The organism is Devosia sp. FJ2-5-3 (genome assembly GCF_029201545.1).
GTDB lineage: Bacteria > Pseudomonadota > Alphaproteobacteria > Rhizobiales > Devosiaceae > Devosia.
Genome location: NZ_CP104007.1, coordinates 2,545,149 through 2,559,494 on the forward strand (window position 1 = coordinate 2,545,149; position 14,346 = coordinate 2,559,494).

At 61.8% G+C, this 14,346-nt stretch carries 12 protein-coding genes; 3 read left to right on the plus strand and 9 right to left on the minus strand.

The features are described from left to right. Positions 1-81: 81 nt before the first annotated feature. Positions 82-2,403 carry an alpha-L-rhamnosidase gene (locus N0P34_RS12295; RefSeq protein ID WP_275606981.1) on the minus strand — a complete coding sequence of 774 codons (2,322 nt, stop codon included), beginning with the start codon at positions 2,401-2,403 and terminating at the stop codon, positions 82-84. 191 nt (positions 2,404-2,594) lie between these two features. On the opposite strand from N0P34_RS12295, the gene N0P34_RS12300 reads away from it, so the two are divergent. The 3 genes from N0P34_RS12300 (at position 2,595) to N0P34_RS12310 (ending at position 6,598) form a co-directional block, all read left to right on the plus strand. Continuing rightward, positions 2,595-3,617: a LacI family DNA-binding transcriptional regulator gene (locus N0P34_RS12300; RefSeq protein ID WP_275603525.1), complete on the plus strand. Its 1,023-nt coding sequence runs from the start codon at positions 2,595-2,597 to the stop codon at positions 3,615-3,617. A gap of 344 nt (positions 3,618-3,961) precedes the next feature. Beyond that, the gene (locus N0P34_RS12305; RefSeq protein WP_275603526.1) at positions 3,962-5,392 is read left to right on the plus strand and encodes a DEAD/DEAH box helicase; all 1,431 of its coding nucleotides are present in this window, start codon (positions 3,962-3,964) and stop codon (positions 5,390-5,392) included. Between the two features lie 138 nt (positions 5,393-5,530). Then, on the plus strand, positions 5,531-6,598 hold the full coding sequence (locus N0P34_RS12310) for a GGDEF domain-containing protein (protein ID WP_275603527.1): 1,068 nt from the start codon (positions 5,531-5,533) through the stop codon (positions 6,596-6,598). A gap of 12 nt (positions 6,599-6,610) precedes the next feature. Here N0P34_RS12310 and N0P34_RS12315 read toward each other — a convergent pair whose 3' ends face one another. From N0P34_RS12315 to sufB, 8 genes are all read right to left on the minus strand, one after another. Next, complete coding sequence (locus N0P34_RS12315) at positions 6,611-7,891, minus strand: 3-phosphoshikimate 1-carboxyvinyltransferase (protein WP_275603528.1); 1,281 nt, start codon at positions 7,889-7,891, stop codon at positions 6,611-6,613. A gap of 172 nt (positions 7,892-8,063) precedes the next feature. Continuing rightward, positions 8,064-8,444 carry an iron-sulfur cluster assembly accessory protein gene (locus N0P34_RS12320; RefSeq protein ID WP_275603529.1) on the minus strand — a complete coding sequence of 127 codons (381 nt, stop codon included), beginning with the start codon at positions 8,442-8,444 and terminating at the stop codon, positions 8,064-8,066. A gap of 55 nt (positions 8,445-8,499) precedes the next feature. Beyond that, on the minus strand, positions 8,500-8,832 hold the full coding sequence (locus tag N0P34_RS12325; protein WP_275606982.1) for an SUF system Fe-S cluster assembly protein: 333 nt from the start codon (positions 8,830-8,832) through the stop codon (positions 8,500-8,502). Positions 8,833-8,900: 68 nt separating this feature from the next. Beyond that, positions 8,901-10,121, minus strand: a complete 1,221-nt coding sequence (locus tag N0P34_RS12330; protein ID WP_275603530.1) for a cysteine desulfurase — start codon at positions 10,119-10,121, stop codon at positions 8,901-8,903. Positions 10,122-10,287: 166 nt separating this feature from the next. After that, the gene (gene sufD, locus N0P34_RS12335; RefSeq protein WP_275603531.1) at positions 10,288-11,499 is read right to left on the minus strand and encodes a Fe-S cluster assembly protein SufD; all 1,212 of its coding nucleotides are present in this window, start codon (positions 11,497-11,499) and stop codon (positions 10,288-10,290) included. A 2-nt stretch (positions 11,500-11,501) separates the two neighbouring features. Beyond that, positions 11,502-12,263, minus strand: a complete 762-nt coding sequence (sufC, locus tag N0P34_RS12340; protein ID WP_275603532.1) for a Fe-S cluster assembly ATPase SufC — start codon at positions 12,261-12,263, stop codon at positions 11,502-11,504. Positions 12,264-12,303: 40 nt separating this feature from the next. Beyond that, the gene (locus tag N0P34_RS12345; RefSeq protein WP_275603533.1) at positions 12,304-12,807 is read right to left on the minus strand and encodes a cupin domain-containing protein; all 504 of its coding nucleotides are present in this window, start codon (positions 12,805-12,807) and stop codon (positions 12,304-12,306) included. 1 nt (position 12,808) lies between these two features. Beyond that, positions 12,809-14,338 (minus strand): Fe-S cluster assembly protein SufB, encoded by a 1,530-nt coding sequence (gene sufB, locus N0P34_RS12350; RefSeq protein ID WP_275603534.1) that lies wholly within the window; start codon positions 14,336-14,338, stop codon positions 12,809-12,811. Between the last annotated feature and the right edge of the window lie 8 nt (positions 14,339-14,346).

Consider the following 14,346-nt stretch of genomic DNA (forward strand, 5'->3'; position numbering starts at 1 on the left):
CAAGGAATTTGGTATTTCTCATGAAAGGCACCTCCCTTGTGGACCCAGTTTCGGGTCCGGTTGAAATTCAGGCTACGCCAGTTACGGCGTGTTTGCATTCACATGTGGCTTGGAGCGTTCACGACGCTGGGGCGCAGTGTAGTTGAACGTCACGACGTGCTTGCCGGCGGCCAGCGGAACATCGCCCGTGGCCGACAGCGGTTGGCCGTTGAGCGTAGCATCGCGATAGGCAGCGGCGAGCCGGAGAATGCCCCGGCTTTCGGCGGGCACTTCGATTTCGTACCGAACCGCTTCGCCGGCGATGGTCCAGGCGGCATTGATCTGGCCGACGGGGCTATCGTGTTGCGCGCTGACGGGGGACAGCTCGGGCAGGATGACCGGCTCGAACACAATAGTCTTGAAGCCGGGATCGCTCGCGTCCGGGCGGAAGCCGGCGACGCCCTCAAGCAGCCACTGACAGACAGCGCCATAGGCGTAGTGATTGTAGGAGTTCATCTGCGGGTTATAGATGGAGCCATCGGCCTGGATGGCGTCCCAGCGTTCCCAGATGGTGGTGGCGCCCATCTTCACCTGGTAGAGCCAGCCGGGAACCTGTTCCTGAAGGAACAACTCGCTGACGAGGCCCCATTCGCCGATTTTCACCAGCGCCGGAAGCAGGGCCGGAGTGCCGATGAAACCGGTGCCGATACGGCATTCGGCGCGATCGATGGTGTTCTTGAAATAGGTCTTGGCGGCTTCGTATTTGTCGGAAGGGATCAGGTCGTGGACGAAGGCCAGGGCGTAGGAGGTCTGGTCGTCATAGGCGAGGCGACCGGAGGCGGTGATGAACTCGCGAGCGAAGGCCGACTTGACGTCGGCGGCGATTTTCAGCATGCGCGCACTGGTGGCTTCGTCGCCGGAGAGGCGGGCGATTTCGGCAACATTGGACGCAGCGATATAAAGATAGATGGTGGCAGCGGCATCGTCTCCGATAGTGGGCAATGGCTTGGCGCTCGGGCCCTTGGGCTGGAGCCAGTCGCCGAAGGAGAAGCCGCGGGCCCCCCATTCGCGCGGCGGCGAAACGATGGGGCCGTCGCTGATGGACCAGACGAAATCCACCCATTTGACCATGGCCGGGAGCGCTTCCTTGAGGAAGGCCGTGTCGCCATAATGCAGGTAGAGCTGCCAGGGAATGATGTGGACGGCGTCGCCCCAGCCGGTGGAGCCGTAAAAGCCGGGGTAGAATTCGGGCTGGAGGCGGGTCGGATCGGGCACGACGTGCGGCACCGCGCCATCTTCACGCTGATCGACCATCAGATCGCGCATGTATTTGTGGAAGAAGCCCTGCACGTCGCCGAGATAGCAGGCCGTGCCGGCAAAAACCTGAGCATCGCCGGTCCAGCCGAGGCGTTCGTCGCGCTGCGGGCAATCGGTGGGGACTTCGATGAAATTGCCGCGCTGGGACCAGAGCGTGTTGAGGAAAAGGCGGTTCACCAAGGCATTGCCGGAGGTGAAGCTCGCCTTGGCTTCGGTGACCGAGCTGATCGGCACGGAGACGATGCCGCCAAGGCGGGCGTCGCCCTCAATGGTGACGCGGGCGTAGCGGAAGCCCTGGAAGGTGAAGAGCGGGCGGTAGTGCTCACTGCCCTGCCCGCTCAACGTATATTCGAGGCGGGCTTCGGCGGTGCGGTAATTGACGTTATAGAAATTGCCGTCCTTGTCGAGAACCTCGGCATGTTCGACGATGACCCGCGCGCCGGCCTTGCCGGTGATTTCGAAGGCGACATAACCGCCGATGTTCTGGGCGAAATCGAAGACTTCCCGGCCTTCGGCGTCCGTCCACTTCCTGGCGACCGGCAGGGCTTCGAGTTCGCGGACGGGGGTGGTTTCGTGGGCGACGAGGCGAGCTGTGTCGAAGGCGATCTCTGCGGTTCCGGCGGAGACGACGGGAGTGATCCGCGCATCGTAGATTTCGCCGAAATAGATGCCGGATTTGCGGACCGGGAGCTCGCCGCTTTCCCAGGAAGAGTCGGTGGCGAGGAGCAGATCGGCGGAACCGCCCGGGCCCGCGCGGAGCTCGGCGAAGGCGGCGATTTCGGTGCCATAGGTATTGTGGATCGGGAACTTGCCCCACATCAGCTGGCTGCGCAGCCAACCATCGGCGAGCCAGATCTCGATGCGGTTTTCGCCGGCAACGAGCAGCTCGGCGACCGAATAGGTCTGGTAGCTGAGACGGACATCGTAGCTGGTCCAGCCGGGCGTCAGGATATCGCGGCCGACGCGCTTGCCGTTGATGAAGGCGATGTAGAGGCCAAGCGCGGAAATATCGAGCGTCTCGCTGCCGCGCACGGTGTCGAGCGTGAAAGTCCTGGAGACGAAACTCGCCGGCGTCCCGACGCCCTTGTCGGCAAGCGGACGGACCATTTTGGCTGCCCATGTGCGGCCGGAAGTGGGAGAGCCCGCATTGAGCTCCACATTAGTCTCATTCAGCACAGGGCATCTCCTCTGCCGCTTTGCGCGGTGTAAACTGTTCTACGTGTAGCGTTCTACATTTCTGCAGGCTTCGCAATAGGATTTTTATCGGTTAGGTGCGAAACTGGTTGAGAAGAGGTCTCATGCAGAAAAAAATCACGGCCGGCCGCACTCCGAGAATAACCATCCGCGACGTTGCCAGCGATGCCGGGGTGTCCGTCGCGGCAGTATCCAAAGTGCTGCGAGACGCCTATGGCGTCAGCGACGCGCTCCGGAGCAAGGTCCAGGCCTCGATGGACAAGCTCAACTACCGGCCGCTGACCTCGGCCCGGGGATTGCGCGGACGTACCTACACGCTCGGACTGATCTTCCCCGATCTCAGAAATCCATTCTTTGCCGACATTTTCGCGGGCGTGAATACCGCGCTCGAGAGGACCCAGTATCAGGCGATGCAGGGGATCAGCACCTCGGTTCATGCGCTGGTCGATGCCATGGTCGACCGGCAGATGGATGGGCTGATCCTGATCGGACCCAACGAGCAGGCGGAGCGGCTGGAGGAGATTTCGGCCCGCCTGCCGCTCGTGCTCATTGGCCATCACCCGGAGGGGGAGCGGCATTTCGACGTGGTCAACAATGACGACCAGTTGGGCGCGCGCCTCGCAATCCGGCACCTGATCACCAATGGCTACAGCAGGATTGCCATGCTCAGCCTCGAGCAGCCGGCCTCATCGGTGATCCAGCAGCGCGAAATCGGCTACCGGATGGAAATGGTCGAACACGGGCTGGGCGAGCACATCAACATCGTTCGGGCGCCACAGATGCTGCGGGATGTCCAGGTGGTGCTGCGCCGGTTGCTGAAAGGGCCCGATCGCCCGGAGGCGCTGTTCTGCTGGACGGATCTGATGGCTTTCGAAGCGATCAGCGTGGCGACCGAGCTCGGACTCATCGTGCCGGACGACCTGGCGATCGTGGGTTATGACAATACGGTATTCTGCGATTTTGCCCAGAACAGCCTGACCAGCATCGACCAGTCAGGCGAAATCCTGGGTCTTCAGGCCACGAGGCTGCTTATCGAGCGGATCAATGGTCGCGCCGCGGCGGACCAGTTTGTCGTCACGCCGCGCGTCGTTGTCCGCGCCAGCAGCGAGCGCTCCAGCGGAGACTGAGCGGAAAAAACGCGCCGCGCTTAACCTCAATTGCTCTTGACCACGCCAAAACCGTTGACAGAGAAGGCCTTTGCGCTATGGTCCGCGCCGCAAGAGCACGATATGCCTCGCGGCGTCACGCTTGCGTGCGCACGGTCGCCCACTGTTTATGGGGCGATGACTTAAGGTTATTCCGTGTCTGCGCATTACCCGCTGCGGATGTTTAACTGTTTTATTGATTTTCCATCCGCACAGGCGAATTTCGCTACACTTTTCAAGCGAGACTCGCTTTCCAGACCGGAATACCGGCCCGAGTGTTTCGGGGCGGTTTGCAACCGGCAAACCGTTGAGTGGATCGACCGACGTTGACCGACGATTTCTCCAGCCTTGGACTTTCCAGCAAGGTAACCGATGCCGTTTCCGCGGCGGGCTATACGCGCCCAACTGAAATTCAAGCCCAGGCCATTCCCCACCTTCTGGAGAAGAAGGACCTGATCGGCATTGCCCAGACCGGCACCGGCAAGACGGCAAGCTTCGTGCTGCCGATGCTGACGCTGCTGGAAAATGGCCGTGCCCGTGCCCGCATGCCGCGCACCCTTATTCTCGAGCCGACCCGCGAACTGGCAGCGCAGGTGTCCGAGAACTTCGAGAAATATGGCAAGAACCACCGACTGACGATGGCGCTGATCATTGGCGGCGTGTCGTTCGAGGACCAGAACAAGAAGCTCGACCGTGGCGTGGACGTCCTTATCGCCACTCCGGGCCGACTGCTCGACCAGATCGAGCGCGGCAAGATCATGCTCAATGGCGTCGAGATCCTCGTGATCGACGAAGCCGACCGCATGCTCGACATGGGCTTCATCGATGACATCGAAAAGATCGTCAATCGCCTGCCGCCGCGCCGCCAGACCATGCTGTTCTCGGCGACCATGGACGCGCAGATCGAAAAGCTGACCAAGAAGTTCCTCCAGAACCCCGTGCATGTGCAGGTCTCCCGGGCAGCTTCGACCGCCGACACAATCGACCAGAAGCTGGTCAAGGTGTCGTCCAAGCCCGAGGACAAGCGCGCGGCCCTGCGCGACCGGATCCGCGCCGCCGAAGGGCTGACCAACGCCATCATCTTCTGCAACCGCAAGCGCGACGTTGCCACCCTCGCCCGCTCTCTCGAGCGGCACGGGTTTTCGGCCGGTGCGCTCCATGGCGACATGGACCAGAAGAGCCGCATGGAAACGCTTGACGCGTTCAAGGGCAATCGCCTGACTCTCCTGGTCGCCAGCGACGTGGCTGCCCGTGGCCTCGACATTCCCGCTGTGAGCCATGTGTTCAATTTCGACGTGCCCGTCCACGCCGAAGACTATGTTCACCGGATTGGGCGCACAGGTCGTGCTGGACGACTGGGCGTCGCCTACACCCTAGTTTCGCCGGCCGACAGCAAGCATCTCGACGCCATTCTGAAGCTGATTCAGAAGCCGATCGAATGGCTCGACGCGCCCGCAGCGCAAAGCCGGCCGGAGCCAGCCGCCGAAAGCGACGGGACCGCCTCCGAGGGGCGCAAGAAGCGTCCGTCCCGCAGACGGATCAAGGGGGCAGCCGCACCCGAGGCTGAAATCGTGCCACAGGCCGAAATTGCACCACAGGCCGAAGTCGTTCGCGCTGAACCACCCGCGCCCAGCTCCAACAGCCGCCGCAGGCCGACGAAGCGGCCGGAGGAGAGCGTCTCTGCCAATGTGTCTGCCTTTGGCGACGCGGGCCCCGTTCCAGCGTTCCTGCTGCGACCGACTCGCATCACCGAATAGATCCAGGCGCCAATATTGAAAGGCCCGACGTCAACGCTATTCTAGTTCGCATGGCAATGTTCGGGTGTGGACGTCGGTTAATATATTTGCTCTACCTTCACACTAAAGTGTTGCGGGGCCGAGAGCGTGGGGAAGTCTGTGTCCGATCACGAGTTCGAACGCGCTTTGGGCTATGCGAATTCGGCACTGGATTTGCTGAAGCGTAGCGGGATTCCGCCCTACCCCCAATTTTACGAGCTGCTCTATACCTATGCGACAGGGGTAAACCCTGCCCTGAACAGCCGGATCAATGCCATTTTCGCAAGCGGCCGCGCACCGACAGCGACGCTTGCCGAAACGCTCTACGAAGAATTCCTCCGCTCCGATGTCAACGATCGGATGTCCATCGTTTCGGAGCGGATGCATGTCCGCATCCAGGACGTGCACGACGCTATCGATACCGCGATGGCCACGGCCAATGCCTATTCCGGCTCATTGCAGTCGGCCCAGGGCGATCTGGAAAGGGTCATCGGACCGGAAGACCTGCGCAAACTGGCCAGCCGGCTTTTGTCCGAAACGCGGCGCATGCAGGACACCAATCGCACGCTTGAGCAAAAGCTCGAAGCCTCACGCGAGGATATAGCCGCGCTGCAGCGGGATCTGGACGATGTGCGGCGCGAGTCCATGCTGGACCCGCTCACCAAGATCGCCAATCGCAAGAGCTTTGACGACGGGCTGCGCGACGCGATTGCCGATGCAAGGCAAACCGGCAATCCGCTCTGCCTTGTCCTCGTCGATATCGATCACTTCAAATCGTTCAATGACCGTTTCGGTCACCAGACCGGTGACCAAGTGCTGCGCCTCGTAGCCATGACTCTCAAATCCAACATAAAGGGCCGCGACATCGCGGCGCGATATGGAGGAGAGGAGTTCGTTGCCATCTTGCCGTCCACCGACCTCAATGGCGCGTGCATCGTCGCCGAGAACGTTCGTCAGGCCATCCACGCCAAGGAACTGCTCAAGCGCTCTACCAATGAGAAGCTTGGACGGATTACCGCATCTTTCGGCATTGCCCTGTTCCACGCCGAAGACAGCGCCGGCTCTCTCATCGAGAGAGCAGATCGCTGCCTCTATGCCGCCAAGAATGCCGGCCGAAACCGCATCGTCACTGAAGAGACCTATGAAGAGGTCCTCGAGCGCATCCGGTCCGGGGTTTCCGCCGCCTGACTTCGGCCGCGATCATTTCTCCGGGCGGAGCTGCACACCAAGACCCGCGAGCATTTCCCAGTATTCTGGATAGGTTTTTCCGGTGCAGGCCGGATCCAGGATGACGATATTGGGCACCAGCAAGCCCGCCAGAGCAAAGCTCATGGCTATGCGGTGATCATGATAAGTTTCGATCTTGATCCGTGAATTCCGTCCCGACAGCTGGGAGGCAAGGGCAGGATCGGAGGCGACGACGAGATCGTCGCCCTCTTCGGTCGCGAGACCGGGAAGGACGCGATTGAGCTCATTGGCAACGGCGCGGATGCGGTCGGTTTCCTTTACGCGCAGATTGGCAATGCCGACGAAGCGCACCGGGCGGTTGTTGAAAGCCGCGACGACCGCCATGGTCGGAACCGCGTCCTGCATCTGCGAGCCGTCGATGATCTCGGGCATATTGGGGAAGGACGCGATGATCGCCTGCGCGGCAGCATCGGGCTGGGTGAAGGCGTCGGCCGACACGCCGAGGTCGATCTTGCCGCCCGTCAGCGCTTCGATGCCCCAAAGATAGGTGGCCGCGGACGCATCGGGCTCGATGTGGAAATCGGTAGCCTTATAGCCGGTCGGCTGGACCAGCCAGGCGCCTTCGCCATTCTCGGTGACATCGGCGCCAAAGGCGCGCATGGCGGCTATGGTGAGATCGACATAGCCGCGCGCGCCGATATCCTTGCCGGCCAGGGCAATCTCGATGGGGCCATCGCCGAAGGGGGCAGCCATCAGCAGGGCCGAGACGTACTGGCTGGAAAGCGATGCGTCGATCTCGACCCGGCCCTTGCCGAAGCGACCCGTGCCCCGGATGGTGACCGGCGGGCAGCCCGTTGGGCTCTCGGCGTCGATGCCGAGTTGCTTGAGAGCGTCCACCAGTGGGCGGATGGGACGGAGGCGCATGTCCTCGTCGCCGTCAACGATGACGGTGCCATCGATGGTCGCGACGGCGGCCGTCAGGAAGCGCGTGGCCGTCCCGGCATTGCCGAGGGACAACGGCGCAGACGGTGCGCTCAGGCGGCCAAGGCTCGTGACGAGGAAGCTCGTCGCATCCGGCTCGGTGATCTCGACGCCCATTTCCCGCAGCGCCTTGGCCATCAGTACCGTGTCCTTGCTCTTCAAGGCACCGGTCAGGCGGCTGGTGCCCTTCGCGAGGGCCGCGAGGAGCAAGGCGCGATTGGTGATCGACTTGCTGCCGGGCGGCGAAACGCGCCCCGAAAGCGGACGATTGGGCGGGACAATGGCGTAGGCGGGAGGGAGATCGTTTGGCATGGTGTGGTGTTATGACAAACCGTGCCGGGAGGCAATTGGGGAGTTTCTTGGAGTACCCCCCACCCAACCTCCCCCTGAAAGGGCGAGGGGTCTTTCCGTGGCTCACGGATATCGCGGCATACTCGATCGGTCCCTCCCCCTTCTTCAGGGGGAGGCTAGGAGGGGGTAAAAATCAGGCCCCTGCCCGGGCTTCGGCGAGCGCCTTGAGGTCTGCCGCGGCGAGCGTGACGCTTTCGCCGCAGCCGCAGGCGCCGGTCTGGTTGGGGTTCTTGAAGGTGAAGCTCGAGCCCATTTTCGACTGCTCGAAATCCATCACCGTGCCGAGGAGATACATGGTGGCCTTGGGGTCGACCCAGACATTGACGCCCTTGTCCTCGACATGGTCATCGCCCGCGATAGGGGCTTCGACATAATCCATGGTGTAGGAGACGCCGGCGCATCCGGCATTCTTGATGCCGACGCGCAGGCCCACGACGGGATTGTCCGAATCCTCGATGATCTCGGTGATGCGCTCGGCAGCGGCATCGGTCAGCGACATGATCTTGAAGGGCATGGACAGGTCCACCTTTTATCGGCGTTTCACGATATATAAGACGAAACGCTTGGAATTACCACCAGTTCAACGCGACCTGGGCTTCTTCGCTCATGCGGCTGGCGTCCCAGGGCGGATCGAAGACCATGTTGACGGTCACGTCCTGAATGCCCTCAACACCGCGAGCGGCGTTTTCGACCCAGCCGGGCATTTCGCCGGCCACCGGGCAGCCGGGAGCGGTCAGGGTCATGTCGATGGTGAGGTTGCGATTGTCGTCGAGATCGACCTTGTAGATCAGGCCGAGCTCATAGATATCCACCGGGATTTCGGGGTCGTATACGGTCTTCAGCGCGCCGATCAGCTCGGTGGTGATGCGTTCCACCTCGCCTTCAGGAAGGGTGGTTGGCATGGTCGGCGTGATGCGGACATCTTCTGCCGCTGCGGCTGTTGTGTTGTCTTCTGTCATGTCAGTCTCGCTCATGCGAAAAATTTCTGGGCGCGCTCAATGCCGTCGACCAGCGCATCCACATCGTCCTTGCCGTTATATAGGGCGAGTGAGGCCCGACAGGTAGAGGTGACACCGAAACGTTTGAGCAGCGGCTGGGCGCAATGGGTGCCGGCACGAACGGCGATGCCGTAGCGGTCGAGGATGGTGGCAACGTCGTGGGCATGGGCCCCGGCGATCTCGAAGGAGAAGATGCCGCCCTTGCCGGGCGCGGTGCCGATCATGCGCAGGGAATTGATCCGGCTCAGCTTTTCGCGGGCATATTCGGCAGTCTCGGCCTCATGGGCCTCGATGGCGTCGCGGTCGAGCGATTCCATGTAGTCGAGCGCGGCGCCGAGGCCGATGGCCTGCACGATGGGCGGCGTGCCGGCTTCGAATCGATGCGGCGGCTCGTTATATGTGACGGCCTCGAGGGTGACCGTCTCGATCATCTCGCCGCCGCCCTGATAGGGCTGCATTTCAGCCAGGAGATCGTATTTGCCGTAGAGCACACCGATGCCGGTGGGGCCGTAGAGCTTGTGGCCGGTCATGATGTAGAAATCGGCGTCGAGGTCGCGAACATCCACCTTGGTGTGAACAGCGCCCTGCGATCCGTCGATCAGGACCGGAATGCCCTTTGCGTGAGCAATCGCGATCAAGTCCTTGATCGGATTGATAGTTCCGAGCACGTTGGACATGTGGGTGATGGCGACGATGCGGGTCCTGGCGGTCAGCGCCTGCTCAAAGGCGGCGAGGTCCAGAGCGCCGTCATCGCCGACGTCGACCCATTTGATGATTGCGCCCTTGCGCTCGCGGTGGAAATGCCATGGCACGATATTGGAGTGGTGCTCCATAATCGTGGTGACGATCTCGTCGCCTTCGCGGATGCGCGGGCCGGCGAAGGACTGGGCGACGAGGTTGATCGCCTCGGTGGCCGAGCGGGTGAAGATGATTTCTTCGACGCGGCCGGCATTGAGAAAGCGACGAACGCTTTCGCGACCGCTCTCATAGGCCTCGGTGGCGCGATTGGCCAGCGTGTGCAAGCCCCGGTGAACATTGGCATATTCGTGCCGGAAGGCATAATCCATCCGGTCGAGGACCTGCACTGGCTTCTGGGCCGAGGCACCGCTGTCGAGATAGACGAGCCGGTTGCCATGGATAATCTCCGACAGGATCGGGAAATCGGCGCGGACTTTTTCGAGGTCGAAGGTCATCTGCTGGCTCTCAATATTCTCAGTCGTCTCCCTCCCCGCCGCGGGGAGGGATCAAGGGGGGGTGAGAGCCACGATATCAGGGCTCTCGCACCCCCTCCCCGCCTCCCCCGTCAAGGGGGAGGTGCCGCGCTATGCTGGTGGTCCCATCGAGTGGACCACCCGGGTCTTACTCGCCGCTCAGCAGCCAGCCGTCCACGACGCCGTTGAGGGCTTCGTTGAGCGCTTCATCCTCAACGGGATCAAGGACTTCGGCGATGAAGCCACGGACCAGCATGGTCTCGGCCTCGGCCTTGGGGATACCGCGGCTGACGAGGTAGAAGAGGCTGTCCTCGTCGATCTTGCCGCAGGTCGAGCCATGGCCGCAGACCACGTCGTCGGCGTAGATTTCCAGCTCCGGCTTGGAGAGGATCTGCGCCTCGTCGGAGAGCATCAGGCCCTGATGCATGAACTTGGCATCGGTCTTCTGAGCGTCGCGGGCGACGACCAGCTTGCCCTGAACCACGGCGGTGGAGCGGCCGCGGGTGATGGACTTGAACAGCGGCTGGGACGTGGTGTGCGGCACGGCGTGCAGCGTTTCCATCGTGATATCAGCGTGTTGCTCGCCAGTGACGAGGTTGAGACCGGTGACGTCGGCATGAGCCCCTGCCCCGTTCATCAGCGGATAGATGTTGGTCCGGCTGAGCTTGGAGCCAACATGGATGATCAAAGTGCGCAGCTGTGCGCCATCGGCGAGACGATACTCATTGGTCGCAAAGTGCGTGGTTTCAGAAGCACTTAGGTTGACTGTGATGTGGGTCACCTTGGCATTCTTGCCGAGGGCCACATAGGTGCCGTGATTACCGACATGGGCGGCGTCGGAGCCCGAGAAGGTCTCGAGGATGACGGCGGAACCCTCATCGGCGACGAAAACCTTAAGCGCATCAGAGACATGGGCGGCTTCGCCCTCAATGCGGCGATCAATCTGGATGACCGGATCGACACTGCCCTCAAGTGTTAGCGTCAGTGCCTCTTTTGCTAGCGCATTGCTAACGTTGACGAGCACATCATCGCGATTGGTGAGAACGCCACCCTGGGTCTTGCCGACGATGATGCCGGCGGGAGCGGTTGCCGCAGTCTGGACGACGCCATTGGCGATCATCAACTGGTAGGCGCCGGCCACGCGGAGCGCCGGGGCGCTGGCCTCATTGGCCGGTGCAGCCAGCGGCGGGATCGCCCCAAGAAGCGTCTTGAGATCGGTATAGTGATAATTCTCGACGCGACGGGTCGGCAGGCCGGCCACATTGATGCGCTCGGCGACCTGTTCGGCGCCAAGGGATTTGAGCTGTTCGATCAGGGTGTGCTCGACCGGACCGAGACGGACGGGGAAACGGACGCTCATGGTCAGGCCGCCTGACCGTCGAAGTCTGCGTAACCCTTGGCTTCGAGCTGAAGGGCCAGATCCTTGTCACCGCTTTCGACGATACGACCATCGGCGAACACATGGACCACGTCGGGGACGATGTGGTTCAGGAGGCGCTGGTAGTGGGTGATGACGAGCATGGAGCGCTGACCATCGCGGAGCGAATTGACGCCCTGGGAGACGACCTGCAACGCGTCGATGTCGAGACCGCTATCGGTTTCGTCGAGCACGGCCAGCGAGGGCTTGAGCAGCGCCATCTGCATGATCTCGGCGCGCTTCTTTTCGCCGCCGGAGAAGCCGACATTGAGCGGACGCTTGAGCATGGCGCTGTCGATGTTCAGCGCCGCACCGGCTTCCTTGACGAGACGCATGAATTCCGGAGTGGTCAGCTCGGCTTCGTCCCGCGCCTTGCGCTGGGCGTTCATGGCCGCCTTGAGGAAGGTCATGGTGGCGACGCCCGGGATCTCGATCGGGTACTGGAAAGCCAGGAACAGGCCGGCCGCAGCACGCTCGGCAGGCTCCATCTCAAGGATGTTTTCGCCGTTAAGCAGGATCTCGCCCTCGGTAACCTCATAGTCTTCCTTGCCGGCCAGGACATAGGACAGCGTCGACTTGCCTGAGCCATTGCGGCCCATGATGGCGTGGACCTGGCCGGGCGGGATGATGAGGTTCACACCCTTGAGGATTTCGCGCTCCTCGATGCGGGCATGCAGATTGCGGATTTCAAGAACGGGAGTGGTCATTTTTGGTCTCCAATTGCGGAAGGGGATTGCTGGCGGCGCCTCAGGCGCCCGGCTCGCCATCCCAATAGTCAAGGTTGTTCTGGCCTTCGCGGCCACAGTGGCGGAGGCGACGATCTGCCGAAGTGCGGCTCGTCACCTGGAATTTGCCCGAGTCAGGATATTCACAGACTTCGGTCTCGGCATTGTTGGCGATGCCCAGATATTTCAGCGTCACCGATCCGGTATTGAGGATCTGGTGAGCTGTGTCCGGGCCGCCGGTCGGCGCGCCAAGCACGTCGCCGGCCTTGAACGAATAGCGCTCGGCGCCGAAGCGATAGGTCCCCTCGCCTTCCAGCACGATGAAGAGTTCCTCTTCGAGGTGATGGTTGTGGAAGGGACAGCTTGACTTGCCAGGCGGCACTTCGTTGTAGCTGATGCCAAGAGCGCGCAGACCGAGGAGCTTGCCGAACGAGGTGTCGGCAGACTTGTAAAGCTCCCCCTGCTCCCATGCGTCGAGCGCCAGGGAGGCAAGGGTCACAACCGGATTGCGCGTTTCGTTCGTCATCTTAGCCGACGCTGCCTTCGAGGCTGATCGAGATCAGCTTCTGGGTTTCGACCATGAATTCCATCGGCAGGTGCTGGAGCACGTCGCGAACGAAGCCGTTGACGATGAGAGCAACTGCCTCTTCTTCGTCGAGGCCCCGCTGCATGCAATAGAACATCTGGTCGTCGGAGATCTTGGACGTGGTGGCTTCGTGCTCGAACACAGCCGTGCCGTTGCGGCTCTCGATATAGGGAACCGTGTGGGCGCCGCACTTGTCGCCGATGAGCAGCGAGTCGCACTGGGTGAAGTTGCGGGCGTTCTTGGCCTTGGCGTGGGCCGAGACCTGGCCACGATAGGTGTTGTCCGAGAAGCCGGCCGCGATACCCTTGGAGATGATGCGGCTGGACGTGTTCTTGCCCAGGTGGATCATCTTGGTGCCGCTATCGACCTGCTGGTAGCCGTTCGAAATGGCGATGGAGTAGAACTCGCCGCGCGAACCGTCGCCGCGCAGGATGCAGCTCGGATATTTCCAGGTGATGGCCGAACCGGTCTCAACCTGGGTCCAGGAGATGTGCGAATTGACGCCGCGGCAATCGCCACGCTTGGTGACGAAATTGTAGATGCCGCCCTTGCCGTCCTTGTCGCCCGGATACCAGTTCTGGACGGTGGAATACTTGATCTCGGCATTGTCGAGGGCGACGAGCTCGACCACGGCTGCGTGCAGCTGGTTCTCGTCGCGCATCGGCGCGGTGCAGCCTTCGAGATAGGACACGTAGCTGTCGTCATCGGCGATGATCAGCGTGCGCTCGAACTGGCCGGTGTTCTTCTCGTTGATGCGGAAATAGGTCGACAACTCCATCGGGCAGCGAACGCCCTTGGGGATGTAGACGAAGGAGCCATCTGTGAAGACGGCCGAATTCAGCGTCGCATAGTAATTGTCGGTCACCGGAACGACGGAGCCGATGTACTTCTTGACCAGTTCCGGGTGCTCGCGCACGGCCTCGGAGATCGAGCAGAAGATGATGCCGTGCTTGGCCAGCTCTTCGCGGAAGGTGGTGACGACGGACACCGAATCGAAGACCGCGTCGACGGCGACACCGGCGCCAAACGGGGTACCGACGGATTCGGCCGCGCCCTGAACGCCCGCGAGGATCGCCTGCTCCTTGAGCGGGATGCCGAGCTTTGCATAGGTGCGCAGCAGTTCGGGGTCGACTTCATCGAGGCTCTTGGGGCCGGTGAAGTTCTTGGGCGCCGAATAATAGCTGATCGACTGGAAATCGATCTTTGGATAGTGGACCTTGGCCCAGTTGGGCTCTTCCATGGTCTGCCAGCGGCGGAACGCCTCGAGGCGCCACTCGAGCATCCATTCGGGCTCTTCCTTCTTGGCAGAGATCAGCCGGACGGTGTCCTCGCTCAGTCCGACCGGAAACGTATCGGCTTCGATATCGGTTTCGAACCCATATTTGTACTTGTCGACGTCGAGCGCCAGAACCTGCTCGACCGTCTCCCGGTCAATCTCTTCCTTGAGCGTCGGAATATCGTAATCCGCCATCAGGCTTC

Bases quoted from the DNA above. Each gene is read 5' to 3' on its own strand.
- N0P34_RS12295 (WP_275606981.1), bottom strand. From the start codon at position 2,403: ATGGTCCGTCCGCTTGCCGACAAGGGCGTCGGGACGCCGGCGAGTTTC.
- N0P34_RS12300 (WP_275603525.1), top strand. From the start codon at position 2,595: ATGCAGAAAAAAATCACGGCCGGCCGCACTCCGAGAATAACCATCCGC.
- N0P34_RS12315 (WP_275603528.1), bottom strand. From the start codon at position 7,891: ATGCCAAACGATCTCCCTCCCGCCTACGCCATTGTCCCGCCCAATCGT.
- N0P34_RS12320 (WP_275603529.1), bottom strand. From the start codon at position 8,444: ATGCCCTTCAAGATCATGTCGCTGACCGATGCCGCTGCCGAGCGCATC.
- N0P34_RS12325 (WP_275606982.1), bottom strand. From the start codon at position 8,832: ATGCCAACCACCCTTCCTGAAGGCGAGGTGGAACGCATCACCACCGAG.
- N0P34_RS12330 (WP_275603530.1), bottom strand. From the start codon at position 10,121: ATGACCTTCGACCTCGAAAAAGTCCGCGCCGATTTCCCGATCCTGTCG.
- sufD (WP_275603531.1), bottom strand. From the start codon at position 11,499: ATGAGCGTCCGTTTCCCCGTCCGTCTCGGTCCGGTCGAGCACACCCTG.
- sufC (WP_275603532.1), bottom strand. From the start codon at position 12,263: ATGACCACTCCCGTTCTTGAAATCCGCAATCTGCATGCCCGCATCGAG.
- N0P34_RS12345 (WP_275603533.1), bottom strand. From the start codon at position 12,807: ATGACGAACGAAACGCGCAATCCGGTTGTGACCCTTGCCTCCCTGGCG.
- sufB (WP_275603534.1), bottom strand. From the start codon at position 14,338: ATGGCGGATTACGATATTCCGACGCTCAAGGAAGAGATTGACCGGGAG.